Annotated in this window: 18 protein-coding genes and 5 tRNA genes; 14 read left to right on the top strand and 9 right to left on the bottom strand. The window is 70.3% G+C overall.

Annotated features, from left to right (window positions below; all coding sequences use genetic code 11):
• Nucleotides 1-95: 95 nt before the first annotated feature.
• Both ACFZBD_RS11100 and ACFZBD_RS11095 read left to right on the top strand, forming a co-directional pair.
• On the top strand, nucleotides 96-1,679 hold the full coding sequence (locus ACFZBD_RS11100; protein ID WP_391138935.1) for a carboxyl transferase domain-containing protein: 1,584 nt from the start codon (nucleotides 96-98) through the stop codon (nucleotides 1,677-1,679).
• Between the two features lie 12 nt (nucleotides 1,680-1,691).
• Nucleotides 1,692-1,889, top strand: coding sequence for an acyl-CoA carboxylase epsilon subunit (locus tag ACFZBD_RS11095; RefSeq protein WP_391138933.1), 198 nt, complete (start codon nucleotides 1,692-1,694; stop codon nucleotides 1,887-1,889).
• A gap of 152 nt (nucleotides 1,890-2,041) precedes the next feature.
• On the opposite strand, the gene ACFZBD_RS11090 is transcribed toward ACFZBD_RS11095, so the two are convergent.
• From ACFZBD_RS11090 to ACFZBD_RS11055, 8 genes are all read right to left on the bottom strand, one after another.
• Nucleotides 2,042-2,623 carry an ATP/GTP-binding protein gene (locus ACFZBD_RS11090; protein ID WP_050791473.1) on the bottom strand — a complete coding sequence of 194 codons (582 nt, stop codon included), beginning with the start codon at nucleotides 2,621-2,623 and terminating at the stop codon, nucleotides 2,042-2,044.
• Nucleotides 2,604-3,164: a DUF742 domain-containing protein gene (locus ACFZBD_RS11085; RefSeq protein WP_391138930.1), complete on the bottom strand. Its 561-nt coding sequence runs from the start codon at nucleotides 3,162-3,164 to the stop codon at nucleotides 2,604-2,606. The genes ACFZBD_RS11090 and ACFZBD_RS11085 overlap by 20 nt, the downstream gene beginning before the upstream one ends.
• Nucleotides 3,165-3,257: 93 nt before the next feature.
• Complete coding sequence (locus ACFZBD_RS11080; RefSeq protein WP_147980024.1) at nucleotides 3,258-3,671, bottom strand: roadblock/LC7 domain-containing protein; 414 nt, start codon at nucleotides 3,669-3,671, stop codon at nucleotides 3,258-3,260.
• Nucleotides 3,672-3,678: 7 nt separating this feature from the next.
• On the bottom strand, nucleotides 3,679-6,900 hold the full coding sequence (locus ACFZBD_RS11075) for a nitrate- and nitrite sensing domain-containing protein (protein ID WP_391138928.1): 3,222 nt from the start codon (nucleotides 6,898-6,900) through the stop codon (nucleotides 3,679-3,681).
• Nucleotides 6,901-7,239: 339 nt separating this feature from the next.
• Nucleotides 7,240-7,821 (bottom strand): ATP/GTP-binding protein, encoded by a 582-nt coding sequence (locus tag ACFZBD_RS11070; protein WP_158990864.1) that lies wholly within the window; start codon nucleotides 7,819-7,821, stop codon nucleotides 7,240-7,242.
• A complete protein-coding gene (locus tag ACFZBD_RS11065) occupies nucleotides 7,802-8,209 on the bottom strand; it encodes a DUF742 domain-containing protein (RefSeq protein WP_391138926.1) in 408 nt (135 codons plus the stop codon). The genes ACFZBD_RS11070 and ACFZBD_RS11065 overlap by 20 nt, the downstream gene beginning before the upstream one ends.
• A gap of 132 nt (nucleotides 8,210-8,341) precedes the next feature.
• A complete protein-coding gene (locus ACFZBD_RS11060; protein WP_260228050.1) occupies nucleotides 8,342-8,755 on the bottom strand; it encodes a roadblock/LC7 domain-containing protein in 414 nt (137 codons plus the stop codon).
• Between the two features lie 9 nt (nucleotides 8,756-8,764).
• On the bottom strand, nucleotides 8,765-12,526 hold the full coding sequence (locus ACFZBD_RS11055; RefSeq protein WP_391138924.1) for a nitrate- and nitrite sensing domain-containing protein: 3,762 nt from the start codon (nucleotides 12,524-12,526) through the stop codon (nucleotides 8,765-8,767).
• 575 nt (nucleotides 12,527-13,101) lie between these two features.
• Between ACFZBD_RS11055 and ACFZBD_RS11050 the strand changes: the two genes are divergently transcribed.
• From ACFZBD_RS11050 to ACFZBD_RS11010, 9 genes are all read left to right on the top strand, one after another.
• Nucleotides 13,102-13,290 (top strand): hypothetical protein, encoded by a 189-nt coding sequence (locus ACFZBD_RS11050; protein ID WP_391138922.1) that lies wholly within the window; start codon nucleotides 13,102-13,104, stop codon nucleotides 13,288-13,290.
• 153 nt (nucleotides 13,291-13,443) lie between these two features.
• On the top strand, nucleotides 13,444-14,238 hold the full coding sequence (locus ACFZBD_RS11045) for a fumarylacetoacetate hydrolase family protein (RefSeq protein ID WP_391138919.1): 795 nt from the start codon (nucleotides 13,444-13,446) through the stop codon (nucleotides 14,236-14,238).
• A complete protein-coding gene (gene gltX / locus ACFZBD_RS11040) occupies nucleotides 14,231-15,709 on the top strand; it encodes a glutamate--tRNA ligase (RefSeq protein WP_391138917.1) in 1,479 nt (492 codons plus the stop codon). The genes ACFZBD_RS11045 and gltX overlap by 8 nt, the downstream gene beginning before the upstream one ends.
• Nucleotides 15,710-15,719: 10 nt before the next feature.
• The gene (locus tag ACFZBD_RS11035) at nucleotides 15,720-16,442 is read left to right on the top strand and encodes an HAD-IA family hydrolase (RefSeq protein WP_391138914.1); all 723 of its coding nucleotides are present in this window, start codon (nucleotides 15,720-15,722) and stop codon (nucleotides 16,440-16,442) included.
• A gap of 89 nt (nucleotides 16,443-16,531) precedes the next feature.
• Nucleotides 16,532-16,603: transfer RNA gene (locus ACFZBD_RS11030), tRNA-Gln, on the top strand.
• Nucleotides 16,604-16,644: 41 nt separating this feature from the next.
• Nucleotides 16,645-16,717, top strand: a tRNA-Glu gene (locus ACFZBD_RS11025).
• Nucleotides 16,718-16,805: 88 nt separating this feature from the next.
• A tRNA-Glu gene (locus ACFZBD_RS11020) sits at nucleotides 16,806-16,878 on the top strand.
• Between the two features lie 16 nt (nucleotides 16,879-16,894).
• Nucleotides 16,895-16,966, top strand: a tRNA-Gln gene (locus ACFZBD_RS11015).
• Nucleotides 16,967-17,009: 43 nt separating this feature from the next.
• Nucleotides 17,010-17,082, top strand: a tRNA-Glu gene (locus tag ACFZBD_RS11010).
• 126 nt (nucleotides 17,083-17,208) lie between these two features.
• On the opposite strand, the gene ndgR is transcribed toward ACFZBD_RS11010, so the two are convergent.
• Nucleotides 17,209-17,925, bottom strand: a complete 717-nt coding sequence (ndgR, locus tag ACFZBD_RS11005; RefSeq protein WP_366834024.1) for an IclR family transcriptional regulator NdgR — start codon at nucleotides 17,923-17,925, stop codon at nucleotides 17,209-17,211.
• Nucleotides 17,926-18,065: 140 nt separating this feature from the next.
• Here ndgR and leuC point away from each other — a divergent pair, with 140 nt between their 5' ends.
• From leuC to ACFZBD_RS10990, 3 genes are all read left to right on the top strand, one after another.
• The gene (gene leuC / locus ACFZBD_RS11000) at nucleotides 18,066-19,490 is read left to right on the top strand and encodes a 3-isopropylmalate dehydratase large subunit (RefSeq protein WP_391138911.1); all 1,425 of its coding nucleotides are present in this window, start codon (nucleotides 18,066-18,068) and stop codon (nucleotides 19,488-19,490) included.
• 6 nt (nucleotides 19,491-19,496) lie between these two features.
• On the top strand, nucleotides 19,497-20,090 hold the full coding sequence (leuD, locus tag ACFZBD_RS10995) for a 3-isopropylmalate dehydratase small subunit (protein WP_391138909.1): 594 nt from the start codon (nucleotides 19,497-19,499) through the stop codon (nucleotides 20,088-20,090).
• A 104-nt stretch (nucleotides 20,091-20,194) separates the two neighbouring features.
• Complete coding sequence (locus ACFZBD_RS10990; RefSeq protein ID WP_260227783.1) at nucleotides 20,195-20,422, top strand: hypothetical protein; 228 nt, start codon at nucleotides 20,195-20,197, stop codon at nucleotides 20,420-20,422.
• The last annotated feature ends 96 nt before the right edge of the window (nucleotides 20,423-20,518 follow it).

Raw genomic sequence — 20,518 nt, 5'->3', positions numbered from 1 at the left:
CGGCATGGTTCTGTCCAGCTCCACCAGGAATCGACGCGGGAGACTGTACGGAGTCAACGGCGGGTTTTCCTTGGTCGACTTCGTAGGGTCGGTACATGACCGTTGTGGACCAGATCCCGAGCGAGCCGACTGACGCCCGTGGCCGTGTGGCCGAGCTGCACGCCCTGCGCGAGGAGGCCCGGCGCGGCCCCAGCGATCGGGCGACCGAGGCCCAGCACGCCAAGGGCAAGCTCACCGCTCGCGAGCGCATCGAGCTGCTGCTCGACCCGGGTTCCTTCAGCGAGGTCGAGCAGCTGCGCCGCCACCGCGCCAGCGGCTTCGGGCTGGAGGCCAGGAAGCCGTACACCGACGGCGTCATCACCGGCTGGGGCACGGTCGAGGGGCGTACGGTCTTCGTCTACGCGCACGACTTCCGGATCTTCGGCGGCGCGCTGGGCGAGGCCCACGCCACCAAGATCCACAAGATCATGGACATGGCCATCGCGGCCGGCGCCCCGCTCGTCTCGCTGAACGACGGCGCGGGCGCGCGCATCCAGGAGGGCGTCTCCGCCCTCGCCGGCTACGGCGGCATCTTCCAGCGCAACACCCGCGCCTCCGGGGTCATCCCGCAGATCAGCGTGATGCTCGGTCCCTGCGCGGGCGGCGCGGCCTACAGCCCGGCGCTCACCGACTTCGTCTTCATGGTCCGCGAGACCTCGCAGATGTTCATCACCGGCCCGGACGTCGTCAAGGCGGTCACCGGCGAGGAGATCACCCAGAACGGCCTCGGCGGCGCCGACGTCCACGCCGAGACCAGCGGCGTCGCGCACTTCGCGTACGACGACGAGGAGACCTGCATCGCCGAGGTGCGCTACCTCCTGTCGATGCTCCCGCAGAACAACCGTGAGAACCCGCCGACCGTGGGTTCCGAGGACCCGGCCGACCGCCGCTCGGACGTCCTGCTCGATCTGGTCCCCGCCGACGGCAACCGCCCGTACGACATGCACAAGGTGATCGAGGAGCTCGTCGACGACGGCGACTACCTGGAGATCCACGAGCGCTGGGCCCGCAACATCATCTGCGCGCTGGCCCGGTTCGACGGCCAGGTCGTCGGCATCGTCGCCAACCAGCCCCAGTCCCTGGCCGGTGTCCTGGACATCGAGGCGTCCGAGAAGGCCGCGCGATTCGTCCAGATGTGCGACGCTTTCAACATCCCCATCGTCACTCTTCTGGACGTACCCGGCTTCCTGCCCGGCGTGGATCAGGAGCACGGTGGAATCATCCGCCACGGCGCGAAGCTGCTGTACGCCTACTGCAACGCGACCGTGCCCCGAATCTCACTGATTCTGCGGAAGGCGTACGGCGGTGCGTACATCGTCATGGACTCCCAGTCCATCGGTGCCGACCTGACGTACGCCTGGCCCACCAACGAAATCGCGGTGATGGGCGCGGAAGGCGCCGCCAACGTCATCTTCCGCAAGCAGATCGCCGAGGCCGAGGACTCCGAGGCCATGCGGGCCCGCATGGTCAAGGAGTACAAGGCGGAGCTCATGCATCCCTACTACGCGGCGGAGCGCGGCTTGGTCGACGACGTCATCGACCCCGCCGAGACGCGGGAGGTCCTCATCCGGTCCCTCGCCATGCTCCGCACCAAGCACGCCGACCTGCCGTCCCGCAAGCACGGCAACCCGCCGCAGTAAGAGGAGTCCTCCGTGACCACCCCCGCCAACCTTCTCCGCGTCGAGAAGGGCCACGCAGATCCCGAGGAGCTGGCCGCGATCACCGCGGTCCTGCTCGCCCGCGCGGCCGCCCAGCCGGCCGAGGCGACCGCCCACGGCCGCTCCACGGCCGGCTGGCGCCGCCTGGAGCGCCAGTCGGGCTTCCGTCCCTCCCACTCCTGGCAGGGCTGAGCCCCACGGCACCGAAGGCCCCCCGCTCCTCCTCGGAGCGGGGGGCCTTCGCCGTACGACCGCCGACCACCAAACCCCTCTCACACGGGCACGGAAAAGCCCCGCCCACCGGTCCGGTGTGCGGGGCCTCTGCGTGCCGTGGTCCGGTGGGACTACCGGAGGCGGGCCATCAGTGCGTGCTCCACGAGCGTGATCAGCGCGCTCTTGGCGTCCGCGCGGTGACGGGCGTCGGTGGTGATGATCGGCGTGTCCGGGCCGATCTGGAGGGCCTCGCGGACCTCCTCCGGGTTGTACGGCTGGTGGCCGTCGAAGCCGTTCAGGGCGATGACGAACGGCAGGCCGCTGTTCTCGAAGTAGTCGACCGCCGGGAAGCAGTCGGCGAGGCGGCGGGTGTCCACGAGGACGACGGCGCCGATGGCGCCGCGGACCAGGTCGTCCCACATGAACCAGAAGCGGTCCTGGCCCGGCGTACCGAAGAGGTACAGGATCAGGTCCTGGTCCAGGGTGATACGGCCGAAGTCCATCGCGACAGTCGTCGTCGTCTTGTCGCCGGTGTGCGTGAGGTCGTCGATGCCCGCGGACGCAGACGTCATCACGGCCTCGGTACGCAGCGGGTTGATCTCCGAGACGGCGCCGACGAACGTGGTCTTGCCCACGCCGAAGCCACCCGCCACCACGATCTTCGCGCTGGTGGTTGAACGGGCCGCGCCGCCGCTAGAGCTTGCGAAGTCCACTGAGCACCCTTTCGAGCAGTGTCACGTCTGGCTGACCGCCGGCGGCCTCGTCGCCGCCGGGCTGGTGGATGGCGACAAGTCCGGCCTCTGCCAGGTCGGCGACGAGAATCCGGGCAACGCCGAGGGGGATCGAGAGAAGCGCCGAGATCTCGGCGACCGACTTGATCTCGAAGCAGAGCCGGCAGATCCGCTGGTGCTCGGGCAACTGCCCCTGCAGCCGGGACGGATCGGCCGTCGTACTGACCAGCGCCTCGATGGCGAGCTGGTAACGCGGCCGGGTCCGGCCGCCGGTCATCGCGTACGGACGCACGAGCGGGTTGTGACCGCCCGATCCGCCCGAACCACCCGCGCCGCGCTGGGCGCGCGGCGCGCTCGGCGGCGCGCTCACGGGCGAGGGCTGGGCCTGCGGCTGCTGATAGGGCTGCTGTGTGCCCTGTCTGCTCGGTGCGGAGGGAAAGTTGAACCGGTTCTGCGCGGTGTCACCGTGCGGCTGCTGCGCGTCAAAACCGTTGTAAGGGCGTCCGCCCGGGGGTGTTCCCACTTCTCCTCCTCCGACTGCCTCGCGGTCCATGTCCCTGTGGAGCCGCGCCACCGCACCTTACGGTGCGGTGGCGAGATACGCACTGTCTGTCTATTAGTTGAGCAGACTTCCCTGCAGCTCCGCCCGGAGGTCGGGCGTCAGCACGCTGCCCGCGCGGTCGACGAGCAGCGCCATCTCGTAGCCCACGAGGCCGATGTCGGCCTCCGGGTGCGACAGCACGGCCAGCGAGGAGCCGTCCGAGATCGACATGATGAAGAGGAAGCCGCGCTCCATCTCCACGACGGTCTGGTTGACCGCACCGCCCTCGAAGATCCGGGACGCGCCCGCGGTCAGCGAGGTCAGTCCGGAGGCGACGGCCGCAAGCTGGTCGGCTCGGTCCCGGGGGAATCCCTCGGACATCGCCAGCAGGAGACCGTCGGCGGAGACCACCACCGTGTGGGACACCCCGGGGGTGTTGTCCACGAAGTTGGTGATCAACCAGTTCAGATTCTGCGCCGCCTGGCTCATGCTCACACTAACGCTCCTGGTTGTAGGTACTGCCCGGGCCGAGGCCCGATCCGTTCGTGTCCGTTCCCGCGCTGCGTCCCTGCTGGACACCGCGGCGCAGGTTGCTCAACCTGCCCCGGACGTCCTCAGGTGCGCGGGAGACCTGGGGGCCGCCCTGCGGGGTCTGCTCCGCCGTGCCCTCGACCAGATTGGCCTTGGGGACCCGCTTCGGAAGACCGGACGAGGTGACCCCGCCCGCCTTCGGGTCGCGGAGCTTCTCGGCCCGCTGCCAGCGCTCGTCGTTGGTCGAGCGCCATTCCTCGGGACCGTCGGCTTCGTTCTGCTGGGCCGGCTGCTGCGCCGGCTGCGGAACCGACCGCGTGGGCAGCGGCTGCTGGGCGGGCCGGGGTGCCTGCGCGGCGGTGCCGCCTCGGCGCGGCAGACCGGCGTCGGTCAGCGCGTGCCCGGCGTCCGGGGCCGGGTTCGGGGTGGGACCCGGACGGTCGAAGCCTACGCGCTCCGAGGGCTGCGCGGGAGCGCTGGGCGCAGATTCCGCTTCCGGCCGGTACTCCTGCTCGTAGCCGCCCTGGTACGCACCCTGCTCGGGCCAGGCACCCTGCTGGGACTGGGTGTCGTAGGCGTTGTCGTACTGCGCCTGCCCGTTGCCCTGACCCTGATAGGGAGCTTCCGTATAGCCGTTGTCGGCGGACCGGCCGTAGTCGCCCGCGGCCTGGCCGTACTCGTCGTAGCCCTGCTGCGGGTAGTCGTATCCGGCGTGCTGATGAGCCGGCTGACCGTAGTCGGACGCGTACTCCTGCCCGTATCCCTGCTCCGGTGCGTACGCCTGGTCCTGCTCCTGCTGTACGTACCCCTGCTGCGAGGAGTCGAGCTCGTCACGGAAGAGCGGACGGTCGCCGCCCTGCGCCTGTGCCTCCAGGGCCGCACGGCGCTCTTCGCGCATGAGCGAACGGTTCACCGGGTCGAGCTGGCGCTCCTCCCCGGGCTCGTCGTAGCGGGAGTCGTCGAAGCCGAGCTCCGCGGCGGTCCGCATCGGCTGCTGCTGCACCGGCTCGAAGGCGTGCGACTGCTGCTGCGGGATGATCTGCGAGACGGTGAAGTCGTCCTGCGGCAGCGACTCGCCGCCGCCACCGTGGGTGATCGCGTCCGGCAGCATGACGAGCGAGGTCGTGCCGGCCTGCTCGCCCGAGGGGCGCAGCTGGACCCGGACGCCGTGCCGGTCGGCCAGCCGGCCGACCACGAACAGGCCCATGCGCTGCGAGACGGCGGCGTCCACGGTCGGCGGGTTGGCCAGCTTGTGGTTGATGTCCGCGAAGTCCTCGGCGGTGAGGCCGATGCCCTTGTCGTGGATCTCGACCATCACGCGGCCGTCGGGCAGACGGGTCGCGGTGACGCGGACCTTGGTCTGCGGCGAGGAGAACGTGGTGGCGTTCTCCAGCAGCTCGGCGAGGAGGTGGACGAGGTCGGTCACGGCCTGGCCGTGGATCTCGGCCTCCGGGACGCCGGCGAGCTCGATGCGCTCGTACTGCTCCACCTCGGAGGAGGCGGCGCGCATCACGTCGACCAGCGGCACCGGCTGGTCCCAGCGGCGGCCCGGCTCCTCGCCTGCGAGGACGAGGAGGTTCTCGCCGTTGCGGCGCATACGGGTGGCCAGGTGGTCCAGCTTGAAGAGGTTCTCCAGCTGGTCCGGGTCGGCCTCGTTGTTCTCCAGATCGGTGATGAGGGTCAGCTGGCCCTCGATCAGCGACTGGTTGCGGCGCGAGAGGTTGGTGAAGATCGCGTTGACGTTGCCCCGCAGCATGGCCTGCTCGGCTGCGAGCCGGACGGCCTCGCGGTGGACCTGGTCGAAGGCGCGGGCGACCTCGCCGATCTCGTCCTGGGAGTCGATCGGGATGGGCTGCACCCGGGTGTCGACCCGGCCCGGCTCGGTCCGGGAGAGCTGGTCGACCAGCATCGGCAGGCGCTGCTCGGCGATGGCGAAGGCGGCGGTGCGCAGCTCGCGCATCGAGCGGCTCATCTGGCGCGCCATCATCCCGGCGAGGATGAAGGCGGTGAGGAGCGCGATCACGACGATGCCACCGTTGACGAAGGCGTCCGTCTTGGCGTCGTCGGAGATCGCGGCGGCCTCGGTCACGGCCTTGTCGACGAGCTCCTTCTCGACCTCGGTGTAGCCGTCGAACTTCGCCGTGGCCGCACCCATCCATGTCTCGAAGGTGACGGCCTGCTTGCGCAGGTCCTCGATCGCGTCGGCGTCCTCGGCGGAACCGATCGCCTCCGCCATACCGGTGTAGACCGAGCCGTCGTCCTGGCCCTTGGGCGGGTTGAGACCGGCGGCCTCGAGCTTCCTGGCCCCCTCGGTGGCCTTCTCGTTCATCACCTTCGTCAGGCGGTCCACGTCCGCCTGGGTGCCACCGGAGACGTACTCGCCGAGGGCGATCTTCTCCAGGTAGTTGTACGAGTTGAACGCCACCGACTGCTGGGCGAAGACCTCGGCCCGCTGGCTGGGGCGCACGAGGAGGTGCGTGCCGATCGAGCGCTGCAGCGACGTGGCGGCCTTGGCGAGCTGGATGGCGTAGACGGTACGGCCGTAGCTGGTGATGTTGCCCGTACCGAGCCCGAGCTCGTTGGAGAACTCCATCAGGTAGTGCTGGACGTCGACGTACCCGAGCTGGGTCTTCACCGGGTCCATGGCCTTGGTGTACGCGACCTCGCGCAGCTTCTTGAGGTCCGGCTCCTTGTCCTGGAACAGCTTCAGGCGGCGCTCGAGGCCCTCGCCCTCCGGCATGTTCTCGGCGGCCTGGGAGAACTTCAGCGCGGCGGCGTCGGTGGCGGCGTACGCCTGCGTGACCTCGTCGCTCTCGCGGTCCTTGGCCGAGGTGGCCTTGAGGAGGGGAGCGGCGGTGAGGTCGCGCTCGTTGAGCAGGGCCTGGCTGTACTCCGAGGCGGCGCGGATGATCAGCGCCGTCTTCTCGGCGTTCTGCGCCTCCTGCCAGGTGTCGATGGACCCCTTCACCTGGAAGCCGCCCATGACGAGGCCGACCAGCACGGGTATGAGGAGAATGGCGTTCAGCCTGGTGGGCACACGCCAGTTCCGGGGGGACAGCTTGCTGGAGCTGCCCTGCGGGGCCGGGGGCGTGACAGGCACCTCCGCGGGCGACGCCACCGCGCGGGTCGGCGGCGTGAAGTTGCCGCGCGCCTGCTGCTCCGCGGAGCTTTCCTTGCTTCGCCTCACTCGACCAACAACCTCTCGGCGTCGGCACCTACGTTGTGCCGGTGTTTCGTTCAGGGCCGTACTACTCGGGAGTTCATGAATTGCAGCACGTGAAGGGGGTCCCATCCAAACAGCTCTGAGCGGTCGCTTTCACCGGTCCAGGCCGAAGATAAAACGGGCATAAAGAGCGAGCCCCGGCAAATTGCGGGGCTCATGTGAGCGCAGTGGCACCGAACGGATGCGTCGGGTGTCCACCGCGCACCAATTCTCTTTCGAAACGTTATGAACGCGGGGGCGGACCGTGTCAAAGGACACAGACCGCCCCCAGAGCAGCGTACGACAACTGCCGTACACGGTCGCCTACTTGAGTCGTGCCATCAGCGCATGCTCCACGAGCGTGATCAAAGCACTCTTCGCGTCCGCGCGGTGACGGGCGTCGGTGGTGATGATCGGCGTCCCCGGACCGATCTGCAGCGCCTCCCGCACCTCGTCGGGAGTGTAGGGCTGGTGGCCCTCGAAACCGTTCAGGGCGATGACGAACGGCAGGCCGCTGTTCTCGAAGTAGTCGACCGCCGGGAAGCAGTCGGCGAGGCGGCGGGTGTCGACCAGGACGACGGCGCCGATGGCGCCGCGGACCAGGTCGTCCCACATGAACCAGAAGCGGTCCTGGCCCGGCGTACCGAAGAGGTACAGGATCAGGTCCTGGTCCAGGGTGATACGGCCGAAGTCCATCGCCACCGTGGTGGTGGTCTTGTCCCCGGTGTGGGTCAGGTCGTCGATGCCGGCCGAGGCCGAGGTCATCACGGCCTCGGTACGCAGCGGGTCGATCTCCGAGACGGCGCCGACGAACGTGGTCTTGCCCACGCCGAAGCCACCCGCCACCACGATCTTCGCGCTGGTGGTCGACCGGGCCGCACCGCCGCTAGAGCTTGCGAAGTCCACTGAGCACCCTTTCGAGCAGTGTCACGTCCGGCGTGCCGCCGGCCTCTCCGTTACCCGGCTGGTGGATCGCCACCATGCCCGCCTCCGCCAGGTCGGCGACCAGGATCCGGGCCACACCGAGCGGCATGGACAGCAGGGCCGACACCTCGGCCACCGACTTGACCTCGCGGCACAGGTGGCAGATCCGCTGGTGCTCGGGGAGCAGGCTGGACAGGTGCGCCGGGTCGGCCGTGGTGCTGACCAGCGCCTCGATGGCGAGCTGGTACCGCGGCCGGGTCCGGCCGCCGGTCATCGCGTACGGACGCACCAGCGGCTGGTCGCCCTCATATCCGTACGACTCGTCGAGCGAGGCGCCGTACGGATCGTGAGAGGCGGGGGGCGGGGTCATGAATCCTCCGGGCGTGACAGCAAGAAGTCTGCCGTCTGATGGGGCCGGTGGGGGGCCGAATGGGGCGGCCGGACGGGGTGTGTGCCCAGTGCGGTGCGGAGGGGCGCACCGCACTGTCGGTCTTGGCTGTTCCTAGTGGAGCAGACTGCCCTGGAGCTCCGCACGGAGGTCCGGGGTCAGGACGCTGCCGGCCCGGTCGACCAGCAGGGTCATCTCGTAGCCCACGAGGCCGATGTCGCACTCCGGGTGGGCGAGCACGGCCAGCGAGGAACCGTCGGACACGGACATCAGGAAGAGGAAGCCGCGCTCCATCTCCACCACGGTCTGTGCGACGGAGCCCCCTTCGAAGATCCGGGAGGCGCCCGCGGTCAGCGAGGTCAACCCGGAGGCGACCGCCGCCAGCTGGTCGGCCCGGTCCCGGGGGAACCCTTCCGACATGGCCAGCAGCAGGCCGTCGGCGGAGACCACCACCGTGTGGGACACCCCGGGGGTGTTGTCCACGAAGTTGGTGATCAACCAGTTCAGATTCTGCGCCGCCTGGCTCATCGCACTCAACTAACGCTCCTGCTGGTGGGTGGGGCCGACGTGGAAGGAGCCCGTGGTCGAGTTCCCCGCCTGACGGCCCTGCTGGATGCCACGGCGCAGGTTGGTGAGCCGGCCGCGGACGTCGTCGGGTGCACGCGAGACCTGGGGGCCGGCCGCGTGGGCCTGCTCCTGGGCGGTCCCGGGTACGAGGTTGGCGCGCGGCACCCGCCGCGGCAGCCCCGAGGTGGTGACGCCGCCGGCCGCGGGCTTGCGCACCCGCTCGGCCTGGCGCACCAACTCGTCATTGGGGGAGGTCCGCCAGGAGGCGGGCCCGGCGGCCTGCTGGCCGCCGTCGCCGCCACCCTGCGGCGCGGCGGGGAGCCGCGGAGCCGGGGAAGCGGACGGCTGCTGCTGCGGGACGACCGGGGTCTGCATGGTCTGCTCGGCCTCGGGGACCCGCCCGGCGTCCGGACGGCCCTGGCCGGGCGCCTGGCCCTGGACCGGTTCCTGGCCCTGGGGCTGGCCGCCCTGTGCCTGGCCGTGGAACCAGTTGGTCTCCAGCGTGTCGTACAGCGGCGTACGGCCGTCGCCCGATCCGCTGGCCGGCGGCAGCGCCTCCGGCTGGCGGGGCTGCTGCGGTCGCTGCTGCTGGTTCTGCTGAGGCTGCTGCGGCAGGTTGCCGGCCGGGCGCGGGGCGCCGTATCCGGAACCGCCACCGCGCTGACCCGGGGCCTGCGGGGCCTGCTGCTGGTAGCCCTGGGGCGCCTGCTGCGGTGCGCCGAAGTCGGGGCGCGGGAACGCGGCGGTGGACGCCGGGTCCTGGCCCGCGGGCTGGTAGCCCTGGGGCGCCTGCTGCTGCCCGGTCACGTCCGGACGCGGGAACTGGCCGGTGGAACCGGGGCCCTGGGGCGCCTGCGGACGGGCGTACTGGCCCGTGGTGTCCGGCTCGTCGTGGCCGCGCGGGGCGTCCAGCGGGGACATCTCCTGCTGGGGGCGCCGGACCGGCTGGGCCGGGTCGTTGCCCCAGCTCGCCGCCGGGGGGCGCTGCTGCTGCGGGCCGCCGGGGAGTTCGGCGCGGGCGAAGCCGTTCTGACCCGCCCGGCCACCGCCCTGCGGCGCCTGACCCTGCTGACCCTGCTGCTGGCTCTGCTGGCTCTGCTGGTTCTGCGGGGGCTGGTTGCCCGGACCGGACTGGCTTCCCGGACCGGACGGGTTGCCCTGCCCGCCCCAGACGTCCGTACGGGACGGGATGGCGCGCTGGGCACCGCCGCCGAACCCGCCGGCACCGGCCCCCGGACGCGGCTGCTCCGGAGAGACGGCCGGCATCTGCGCGGTCTGCGCCGACTGCGGGGCCGGCGCCGGGCGCTGACCCTGACCCTGGTTCGCACCCTGGCCCTGACCCGGCCCCTGGGGGGCGCCGTCACGGCCGGGCAGCGCGGCCCGCGGACCGTTGCCCGCTCCGACCTGGCCGCGCGGGGCCGGCGTACCGCCGAGACCCGGGCGACCGCCACCGGCGTTGCCGGGGCCACCGGCGCCCGGACCGCCGGGCAGGCGTCCGCCCGGAGCGCCCGCGCCCTGCGGCATCGCGCCCTGACCGCCCGCACCCTGCTTGGGCACGGGCTTCTTGCCGCCGTGGGCGACGTCGACGGGGAGCATGACGAGCGCGGTGGTGCCGCCGGAGTCCGACGGACGCAGCTGGATCCGGATGCCGTGTCGCAGGGACAGGCGGCCGACCACGAACAGACCCATGCGGCGGGAGACGGAGACGTCCACGGTGGGCGGCGAGGCGAGCCGCTCGTTGATCGCGGCCAGGTCCTCGGGGGAGAGGCCGATGCCGGTGTCGTGGATCTCGACGAGCACCCGGCCGTCGGGCAGCGCGTGGCCGGTGACCCGCACCTTCGTCTGCGGCGAGGAGAACGAGGTGGCGTTCTCCAGCAGCTCGGCGAGGAGGTGCACGAGGTCGTTGACGACCCGGCCGGCGACCTCGGTCGCCGGGACCGCGGCCAGCTCGATGCGCTCGTACTGCTCCACCTCGGAGGCGGCGGCACGGAGCACGTCGACCAGCGGGACCGGACGGGTCCAGCGGCGGCCGGGCTCCTCGCCCGCGAGGACGAGGAGGTTCTCGCCGTTACGGCGCATGCGGGTGGCGAGGTGGTCGAGCTTGAAGAGCGAGGAGAGCTGGTCCGGGTCGGCCTCGCGGGACTCCAGCTCGGAGATGAGCGAGAGCTGACGCTGGATCAGACCCTGGGAGCGGCGCGAGAGGTTGGTGAACATCGCGTTGACGTTGCCCCGCAGGAGGGCCTGCTCGGCGGCGAGGCGGACCGCCTCGCGGTGCACGTCGTCGAAGGCCGCGGCCACCTGGCCGATCTCGTCCCGGGAGTGCACGCCGACGGACTCGACGGAGGTGTCGACGTCCTGCGGGTCGGCCTCGGAGAGCTGCTTGACCAGCTCGGGCAGACGGTCCTGGGCGACCTTGGTCGCGGTGTCCTGGAGCCGGCGCAGCGACCGGATCATGGACCGGGCCACGACGAAGGCGCCGACGAGGGAGACGCCGAGGACGAGGAGGATCAGGGCACCGTTGATGATCGCGTCGCGCTGCGACTCCGCGCGCAGCTCACGGGCCTTGGTGTCCATCTGACCGAGGAGGGTCTCCTCGATGACGTTCATGGCCGTGATCTTGGTGCCGTACTCGTCGGTGAAGTTCAGGTGACCGCGCGGCGTGCGGCCGTCCATGCCGGTGTTGTTGCTCAGCACGCGGTCGGCGTACTTGCTGGCGGCGTCGATGGACGGGTTGCCGGTGGTCAGCGAGGCGGTCAGCTCGTCGGCGTCGCCGCCGGCCGACTCGTAGATGGCGGAGAAGGACTTGAGCTCGACCTTCTCGCCACGCTGGGCGGCGTAGCCGTAGAGGCGGTCGCCCTGCTCCAGCTTGCCGGGCCGGCTGTCGCTGGAGGGGAGGGCCGAGGCGATGATCGCCTGCTGGATGGAGGCGTACTCCTTGGCGGACGAGAACGCGGCGAGCGCCCGGGTCCGCTTGATCATCTCCGGGTTGCTGGTCGCCTGCGCCATGTCCTGGGAGAGGCTCAGCAGCGAGCGGATCAGCCGGCTGTACGCCTCGACCGTCACCGAGTGGGCGACGCCGGGCTTGTAGGCCTCCTGGCGGATGCCGCCGATCTCGACGACCTGCGAGGCAATCTGGCTGATGTTCTGCCGGATGCTCTGCAGCGCCTCGTCGCCCTCGGTCGCGGGCAGCTCCGTGGTGGCGTCCATGAACGCCTTCTGGGCCCGGTCCGTGGCCTTGCGGGGGTTGGCGACCTGGTAGTCGTTGGCCGACTTCTTGTTGGCCAGGGGGCCGGCGGACAGGTCGCGCTCGGCCTGGAGGGCCTGGGCGAGGTCCGTCGCCTCCTTGGTCAGCTCGGTGAGCAGCTGCATGTGCTCCAGCTGCTCCATGTCCTGGAGCGACTCGCTGATGCGGATGCCGCCGAGGCTGGTGGCCGCGACGACGGGCAGGGTCAGCAGCGCGACCAGACGCGTCGAGATGCGCCAGTTGCGCAGGGCTATTCGCGGCCCGGCGTCGACCTCGGCCTTGAGCGGGGGTACGGCCCCGGTCTCGCCGGCCGTCTTGCCCTTGGCCTTCGCGGCGCCCTTGCGCGCGGTGGCCTCACCGCTCTCGGAAGCCGGTCCCTGCGCCTGGTTCTGGGCGTGCTGGGCCGAGGAACCGCGGTCGGTCCCGGCAGCGCGCTCCTGCTCCGCCGCAGCGTCCCCTCGGCCCTGACGGGCCTGGGGAGACCCCATGCCATCCCTCTTGAAACGTCCCTGCACTAGCGTCGCAACCTCTGGACCAGGCGTCCTTTCCGCGTGAACGGAGCAGACGGTGTCGGCGTCGTGGGACGCGAATGCGCCCCATGGTGGTCGTCTGTGACCGGCGCAGATCCCCCTTCCCCACCGCTCACCCGGCGCTGCGTTGCGCCCCCTGCGCGCCGGCTTGAAACCCGCGGCGGTGCGGGAATTCCAGCACAGTGCAGGATCTCCAACAAGGGCCGTGTCCGGGCCCACGAACGGGATGACAACCCGTGAACATCAGGTCACCCCATGTAGAACATGATCACGGAGGAATCGGACGTATTAGCCCCAAAGGCTGACGCGGGCCGAGTGTCCCAGTCGAGATGATCAGGAGCGGAATACGGCATTCAGTGGCGCAATGTCCGTTTCCGTAGCCGCTGATGGCGGTCCGTAATGCCGGGTTTATCCGCGCTTTGGTGAGCAAACTCACACCTGGGTCGTTGTCTGAGGCATGTAATCGAAGGGAAAGGGGCGTTTAGCCTGACGCTTTACATCCGCCCACACTCTGTAGAGGTCCGACACCCGCCATGAAGACGACGATGCTGCTCCGCTCCACGGCCAACCCCCGCCGCACCACGCTCGCGCACCTCGAGGACGCCGAGCGGCTCGGACGCGGTGTCCAGCCGGAGCACGCGGTCGACCTCCCCAACCAGACGGCCAACCCGCGCCGCACGATCCTGATGACGGCGCCGCAGGCCCTCCAGCCCGCAGAGTAACGGCTCGGCTCCCCTCCGCGGCGCCCGGCCCGTCCCCCGACGGCCCGTTCCCCGCCGCCCGGGCGCCCCATCGGCTCACCTCCGGCGCCCCTCACCGCGTTAGCCTGGAGCGTCAGACTCCAGACCAGTAGCAAGTGAGGGGCGACAGCACTCGTGCGCATCGCCAGATTCTCCATCGACGGCAATGTCGCCTTCGGCGCCGTCGAGGGCGAGGGAACCGTCGAGTCGGGCGGCCTGGTCCTCGACATCATCAAGGGCATCCCGTACACCGACTTCGAGCTGAGCGGCACCAAGGTGCCGCTCGACAAGGTCCGGCTCCTGCCGCCCGTGCTCCCCAACAAGGTCGTCGGCATCGGGCGCAACTACGCCGAGCACGCCGCCGAGCTGGGCAACGAGGTCCCCGACGTGCCCGTCGCCTTCTTCAAGCCCACCACCTCGGTGATCGGCCCCGGCGACGCCATCGAGTACCCCTCCTTCTCCAGCGAGCTGCACCACGAGGCCGAACTGGCCGTGGTGATCGGCCGCATGTGCCGCGAGGTCCCGCGCGAGCGCGTCAAGGACGTCGTCTTCGGCTACACCTGCGCCAACGACGTCACCGCCCGCGACGTCCAACGGCGCGAGAACCAGTGGGCCCGCGCCAAGGGCTTCGACACCAGCTGTCCGCTCGGCCCCTGGGTGGAGACCGGTCTCGACCCGGCCGCCGCCGGCGACCTCACCATCCAGGCCACCGTCAACGGCGAACAGCGCCAGCTCGGTCGTACGAGCGACATGATCCGCTCCATCGAGGACCTGGTCGTCCACATCAGCGAGGCCATGACGCTGCTCCCCGGAGACGTCATCCTCACCGGCACCCCCGCCGGGGTCGGCCCCCTCACCGTCGGCGACGAAGTCGCCGTCACCATCGAAGGCATCGGCACTCTCACCAACAAGGTGATCAAGCGTGGCTAACGCGAACGTCCGCGTACGTTTCTGTCCCTCCCCGACCGGCAACCCCCACGTGGGCCTGGTCAGGACCGCCCTCTTCAACTGGGCGTTCGCCCGGCACCACGGCGGCACGTTCGTCTTCCGCATCGAGGACACCGACGCGGCGCGCGACTCCGAGGAGTCGTACCAGCAGCTGCTCGACTCGCTGCGCTGGCTCGGCCTCACCTGGGACGAGGGCCCCGACGAGGTCGGCGGCCCGCACGCCCCGTACCGCCAGTCCCAGCGCATGGACATCTACCGGGACGTGGCCGAGAAGCTGCTCGCCGGGGGCTACGCCTACCACTGCTTCTGCACCGCCGTGGAGCTGGAGGCCCGCCGCGACGCCGCCCGCCTGGCCGGCAAGCCCTCCGGCTACGACGGCACCTGCCGCAACCTGAGCGACGAGCGCATCGAGCGCTACCGCGCCGAGGGCCGCGAGTCGATCGTCCGCTTCAAGATGCCCGACGAGCCCGTCACCTTCACCGACCTGGTCCGCGGCGAACTCACCTTCACCCCGGACAACGTCCCGGACTACGGCATCGTCCGCGCCAACGGCGCCCCGCTGTACACCCTGGTCAACCCGGTCGACGACGCGCTGATGGAGATCACGCACGTGCTGCGCGGCGAGGACCTGCTCTCCTCCACCCCGCGCCAGATCGCCCTCTACAAGGCGCTGATCGAACTGGGCGTCGCCAAGGAGATCCCCTCCTTCGGCCACCTGCCGTACGTCATGGGCGAGGGCAACAAGAAGCTCTCCAAGCGCGACCCGCAGGCCTCCCTCAACCTCTACCGGGAGCGCGGCTTCCTCCCCGAGGGCCTGCAGAACTACCTCTCCCTCCTGGGCTGGTCGTACTCCGCCGACCAGGACATCTTCACCCTCGCGCAGATGGTCGAGAAGTTCGACATCGCCGACGTCAACGCCAACCCGGCGCGCTTCGACCTCAAGAAGGCCGAGTCGATCAACGCCGACCACATCCGCCTGCTGGACGTGAAGGCGTTCGCCGCCGCCTGCGAGCCCTGGCTCCGGGCCCCGCACGCCCCCTGGGCGCCCGAGGACTTCGACCGCGCCGCCTGGGAGGCCATCGCGCCGCACGCCCAGACCCGCGTCACCGTCCTCTCGGACATCACGGCCAACGTCGACTTCCTCTTCCTGAAGGAGCCGGTCTTCGACCAGCCCTCCTGGGACAAGGCCATGAAGGGCGAGCCGGCGGCCCTCCTGACCTCCGCCCGCGCCGCGCTGGAGGCGGCCGACTGGAGCGACCCCGAGTCCCTCAAGAACGCCGTCCTGGCCGCCGGCGAGCAGCACGGCCTGAAGCTCGGCAAGGCCCAGGCCCCGGTCCGCGTCGCGGTCACCGGCCGCACGGTCGGCCTGCCGCTCTTCGAGTCCATGGAGATCCTCGGCAAGGAGCGCACCCTGGCCCGGATCGACGCGACGCTGGCGAAGCTGGCGGCGTAATCTCGGCCGCATGCCGATCCGCGCGGTCCTGTGGGACATCGACGACACGCTCTTCGACTACGCCCGCGCCGACCTGAGCGGCATGCGCGACCACCTCGCGGCCGAGGGCCTGGCCGACGGATTCGCCTCCGTCGACCAGGCCCTCGGGCGTTGGCAGGAGCTGACCGTCCTCCACTGGCGGCGCTTCGAGGCCGGCGGGGTGGACTTCCGGGAGCAGCGCCGCGACCGGGTGCGGGACTTCCTCGGCGCTCCCGCCCTGACCGCCGACGAGGCCGACGCCTGGTTCGACCGGTACGTCGCCCACTACGAATCCGCCTGGGAGCTCTTCCCCGACGCCGTCCCCGTCCTGGACGCGCTGGCGGGTGACTACCGTCACGCCGTCCTGTCGAACTCCAGCATCCTCAACCAGGACCGCAAACTCCGGGTGCTGGGGGTACGGGACCGCTTCGAGGCCGTCGTCTGCGCCGCCGAACTCGGCCACGCCAAGCCGGCCGCCGAGGCCTTCCACGCGGCCTGCGACGCCCTCGGCCTGGCTCCGCGCGAGGTGGCGTACGTCGGTGACCAGCCGGACATCGACGCCCGCGGGGCGGTGGAGGCGGGCCTCACCGGCATCTGGCTGGACCGCGCGGGCATCGGCGGCCGGCCCGAGCTCACCCGCGTCACCGGCCTGCACGAGCTCCCCGCGCTGCTGCGGCGCGATACCCGTTTTGGAGCGTCGGAGACCTTCGGGTAATGTTCTTCCTGCGCCGAGGGGAGCGAGCCGAAAGGCCGGGACCCGAGGAGCACAACCCGAACAAGATCCCGCAAGGGTTCGCGTTTTGGTGGCCTATGGTGTAATTGGCAGCACGACGGTTTCTGGTTCCGTTAGTCTAGGTTCGAGTCCTGGTAGGCCAGCTCGCAGAGCTCATCTGCATCCGCGGATCTCATCCGCAAAAGCCCCCGTTGTGTAGCGGCCTAGCACGCTGCCCTCTCAAGGCAGTAGCGCCGGTTCGAATCCGGTCGGGGGTACAGATCCATCCTGCGCATCACCAGGGTCGCTCCCGGTGAACACGTGGTGACATCGCTCGGCACTCCGGTGCCGGGCGGGATCGCTAGGGCCCCCGTTGTGTAGCGGCCTAGCACGCCGCCCTCTCAAGGCGGTAGCGCCGGTTCGAATCCGGTCGGGGGTACTGGTTTAAACCACCATGGCCTATGGTGTAATTGGCAACACTACGGTTTCTGGTACCGTCATTCTAGGTTCGAGTCCTGGTAGGCCAGCTCGCAGAGCTCATCTGCAACGTACGCGGATCTCATCCGCAAGGCCCCCGTTGTGTAGCGGCCTAGCACGCCGCCCTCTCAAGGCGGTAGCGCCGGTTCGAATCCGGTCGGGGGTACGCATCGAAGAAGCCCTTCCCTACGGGGGAGGGCTTCTTCGCGTCCCGGCGACGACGGACACAACTCCGGCCCACCGCTGCGGCGTTGAAGCGGTGGGCCGGGACGGACGGAAGGAGGGCGGCCGGTCAGCCGGTGCGGCGCAGGGCCTCGGAGAGGCGCGCGGCCGCGTCGATGACCGCCTGGGCGTGCATACGGCCCGGGTGGCGGGTCAGGCGCTCGATCGGCCCGGAGACCGACACGGCCGCCACCACGCGGTTCGAGGGTCCCCGCACGGGCGCCGAGACGGACGCCACGCCCGGCTCCCGCTCACCGATCGACTGGGCCCAGCCCCGGCGCCGTACGCCCGACAGCGCGGTCGCCGTGAAGCGGGCGCCCTGCAGGCCGCGGTGCAGCCGCTCGGGCTCCTCCCAGGCCATCAGGATCTGCGCCGAGGAGCCGGCCTTCATCGTCAGCGTCGAGCCGACCGGGACGGTGTCCCGGAGGCCGGACAGCCGCTCGGCCGCCGCCACGCAGATGCGCATGTCGCCCTGCCGGCGGTAGAGCTGGGCGCTCTCGCCGGTGACGTCGCGCAGATGCGTCAGCACGGGGCCCGCCGTGGCGAGCAGGCGGTCCTCACCGGCCGCGGCGGCGAGCTCCGCCAGGCGCGGTCCGAGGATGAACCGGCCCTGCATGTCGCGAGCCACCATCCGGTGGTGTTCCAGTGCCACGGCGAGACGATGTGCCGTGGGTCGTGCGAGTCCCGTCGCCGCGACCAGACCTGCGAGGGTGGCCGGACCGGACTCCAGGGCGCCCAGGACAAGGGCTGCCTTGTCGAGAACGCCCACGCCGCTAGAGTTGTCCATGCAACGATACTCGCGTCTCACTCTGTGAAACGCAAGTTCAATTTCTCCCGGAACCTGTGACCCTGGTGAGGCGGCCGCACAACGGCCCGCGAAACGGGTCTCTAGTTGTGCCGGCGTAGACGTCGGCCGGAGGGAAAGCGATGGGTAGGACACTCGCGGAGAAGGTCTGGGACGACCACGTCGTCCGGCGCGCCGAGGGCGAGCCCGACCTCCTCTTCATCGATCTGCACCTGCTGCACGAGGTGACCAGCCCCCAGGCCTTCGACGGACTGCGTCAGAACGGCCGGCAGGTGCGCCGCCTCGACCTCACCATCGCCACCGAGGACCACAACACCCCGACCCTCGACATCGACAAGCCGATCGCCGACCCGGTCTCCCGCGCGCAGCTGGAGACCCTGCGCAAGAACTGCGCGGACTTCGGCGTACGGCTGCACCCGCTGGGCGACGTCGAGCAGGGCGTCGTCCACGTCGTGGGCCCCCAGCTGGGCCTGACCCAGCCCGGCACCACCGTGGTCTGCGGCGACTCGCACACCTCCACGCACGGCGCGTTCGGCGCGCTGGCGTTCGGCATCGGCACCAGCCAGGTCGAGCACGTGCTGGCCACCCAGACGCTGCCGCTGGCCCGCCCCAAGACCATGGCGATCACGATCGACGGCGAGCTGCCCGAGGACGTCACCGCCAAGGACCTGATCCTGGCGATCATCGCCAAGATCGGCACCGGCGGCGGCCAGGGCTACATCCTGGAGTACCGCGGCTCCGCCATCGAGAAGCTCTCGATGGAGGCCCGGATGACCATCTGCAACATGTCGATCGAGGCCGGCGCCCGCGCGGGCATGATCGCCCCCGACGCGACCACCTTCGCGTACCTGAAGGGCCGCGACCACGCCCCCGAGGGCGAGGAGTGGGACGCCGCCGTCGCGTACTGGCAGACCCTGAAGAGCGACGAGGACGCCGTCTTCGACGCCGAGGTCGTCATCGACGCCGCCTCCCTGGCGCCGTTCGTCACCTGGGGCACCAACCCGGGTCAGGGCGCCCCGCTTTCGGCGAACGTCCCCGACCCCGCTTCGTACGAAGACGCTTCGGAGCGCCTGGCCGCCGAAAAGGCCCTGGAGTACATGGGGTTGGACGCCGGACAGCCGCTGCGCGACATCAAGGTCGACACCGTCTTCGTAGGCTCCTGCACCAACGGCCGCATCGAGGACCTGCGCAACGCCGCCGACCTGCTGCGCGGCCGCCGGGTCGCCGACGGCGTCCGGATGCTGGTCGTCCCCGGCTCCGTCCGGGTCGCCCTGCAGGCCGTCGAGGAGGGCCTGGACAAGGTCTTCAAGGAGTCCGGGGCCGAATGGCGGCACGCGGGCTGCTCGATGTGCCTGGGCATGAACCCCGACCAACTGGCTCCCGGCGAGCGCTCCGCGTCCACCTCCAACCGCAACTTCGAGGGCCGGCAGGGCAAGGGCGGCCGAACCCACCTGGTCTCGCCCCAGGTCGCCGCCGCCACCGCCGTACTGGGCCATCTGGCCTCCCCGGCCGATCTGTCCGACGTCGCTACGCCCGCGGGGGTCTGAGGAACCATGGAAGCTTTCACCACGCACACCGGCCGGGCCGTCCCGCTGCGCCGCAGCAACGTCGACACCGACCAGATCATCCCCGCCCACTGGCTGAAGAAGGTCACCCGCGACGGCTTCGAGGACGGGCTCTTCGAGGCCTGGCGCAAGGACTCCTCCTTCGTGCTCAACCGCCCCGAGCGGCAGGGCGCCTCCGTCCTGGTCGCCGGACCCGACTTCGGCACCGGCTCCTCCCGGGAGCACGCCGTCTGGGCGCTGCAGAACTACGGCTTCAAGACCGTGATCTCCTCCCGGTTCGCCGACATCTTCCGCGGCAACTCCCTGAAGAACGGTCTGCTGACCGTGGTCCTGGACCAGCAGGTCGTGGACCGGCTCTGGGAGCTGACCGAGGCCGACCCGACGGCCGAAATCACCGTTGACTTGGAGCGGCGGAAGGTGCTCGCCGACGGGATCGACGCCGACTTCGAGCTCGACGAGAACGCCCGCTGGCGCCTGCTCAACGGCCTGGACGACATCAGCCTCACCCTTCAGAACGAAGCCGACATCGCGGCTTACGAAGCGGACCGGCCGGCCTTCAAGCCCCGTACAATTACCGCCTGAGCAGCGCTTTTCCACGACTGCGCCCCCCACCTTCCGGTGGGGGGCGCAGTCGCTTGTTGAGACCCCGTCGGGCGACAACTCGCCCTAGATGGCACAATCTGTGCATGGAACGCGACAGCCAACTCGAGCTCTATGAGGCAGTCGCCGCCCGATTGAAGGAAGCGCACACAAGGGTGCGCGAACTGCAAGTCCCGGAGGGCGTAAGGATGGCGCTGTCCCGGAAGCTGCTGGTCGTCACGGCCGCGGCGAAGCACGATCTCGCGGACGCGGCAACGCGTCTGGACCGGTTGATGAAGGACCTCGACGAGGGCCGATTCCCTGAAGACGACTGACACCAGGAACTCCGCAACGGCACTTCCGCGTTGCGGCACTAGGGTGATTAGCCCGTTTCGTGTTTGATTTGCGGTATATACATGCCTAACGTGCGA

It is taken from the genome of Streptomyces sp. NPDC008121, assembly GCF_042957155.1.
Lineage (GTDB): Bacteria > Actinomycetota > Actinomycetes > Streptomycetales > Streptomycetaceae > Streptomyces.
This window is presented reverse-complemented; position numbering and strand designations above follow the sequence as displayed.

What these genes read in the sequence shown, in the direction of transcription:
- ACFZBD_RS11055 (WP_391138924.1), bottom strand. Translation starts at nt 12,526, where the DNA reads ATGGGGTCTCCCCAGGCCCGTCAGGGCCGAGGGGACGCTGCGGCGGAG.
- ACFZBD_RS10990 (WP_260227783.1), top strand. Translation starts at nt 20,195, where the DNA reads ATGGAACGCGACAGCCAACTCGAGCTCTATGAGGCAGTCGCCGCCCGA.
- ACFZBD_RS11065 (WP_391138926.1), bottom strand. Translation starts at nt 8,209, where the DNA reads ATGACCCCGCCCCCCGCCTCTCACGATCCGTACGGCGCCTCGCTCGAC.
- ndgR (WP_366834024.1), bottom strand. Translation starts at nt 17,925, where the DNA reads ATGGACAACTCTAGCGGCGTGGGCGTTCTCGACAAGGCAGCCCTTGTC.
- leuD (WP_391138909.1), top strand. Translation starts at nt 19,497, where the DNA reads ATGGAAGCTTTCACCACGCACACCGGCCGGGCCGTCCCGCTGCGCCGC.
- ACFZBD_RS11100 (WP_391138935.1), top strand. Translation starts at nt 96, where the DNA reads ATGACCGTTGTGGACCAGATCCCGAGCGAGCCGACTGACGCCCGTGGC.
- ACFZBD_RS11080 (WP_147980024.1), bottom strand. Translation starts at nt 3,671, where the DNA reads ATGAGCCAGGCGGCGCAGAATCTGAACTGGTTGATCACCAACTTCGTG.
- ACFZBD_RS11050 (WP_391138922.1), top strand. Translation starts at nt 13,102, where the DNA reads ATGAAGACGACGATGCTGCTCCGCTCCACGGCCAACCCCCGCCGCACC.
- ACFZBD_RS11060 (WP_260228050.1), bottom strand. Translation starts at nt 8,755, where the DNA reads ATGAGCCAGGCGGCGCAGAATCTGAACTGGTTGATCACCAACTTCGTG.
- ACFZBD_RS11035 (WP_391138914.1), top strand. Translation starts at nt 15,720, where the DNA reads ATGCCGATCCGCGCGGTCCTGTGGGACATCGACGACACGCTCTTCGAC.
- leuC (WP_391138911.1), top strand. Translation starts at nt 18,066, where the DNA reads ATGGGTAGGACACTCGCGGAGAAGGTCTGGGACGACCACGTCGTCCGG.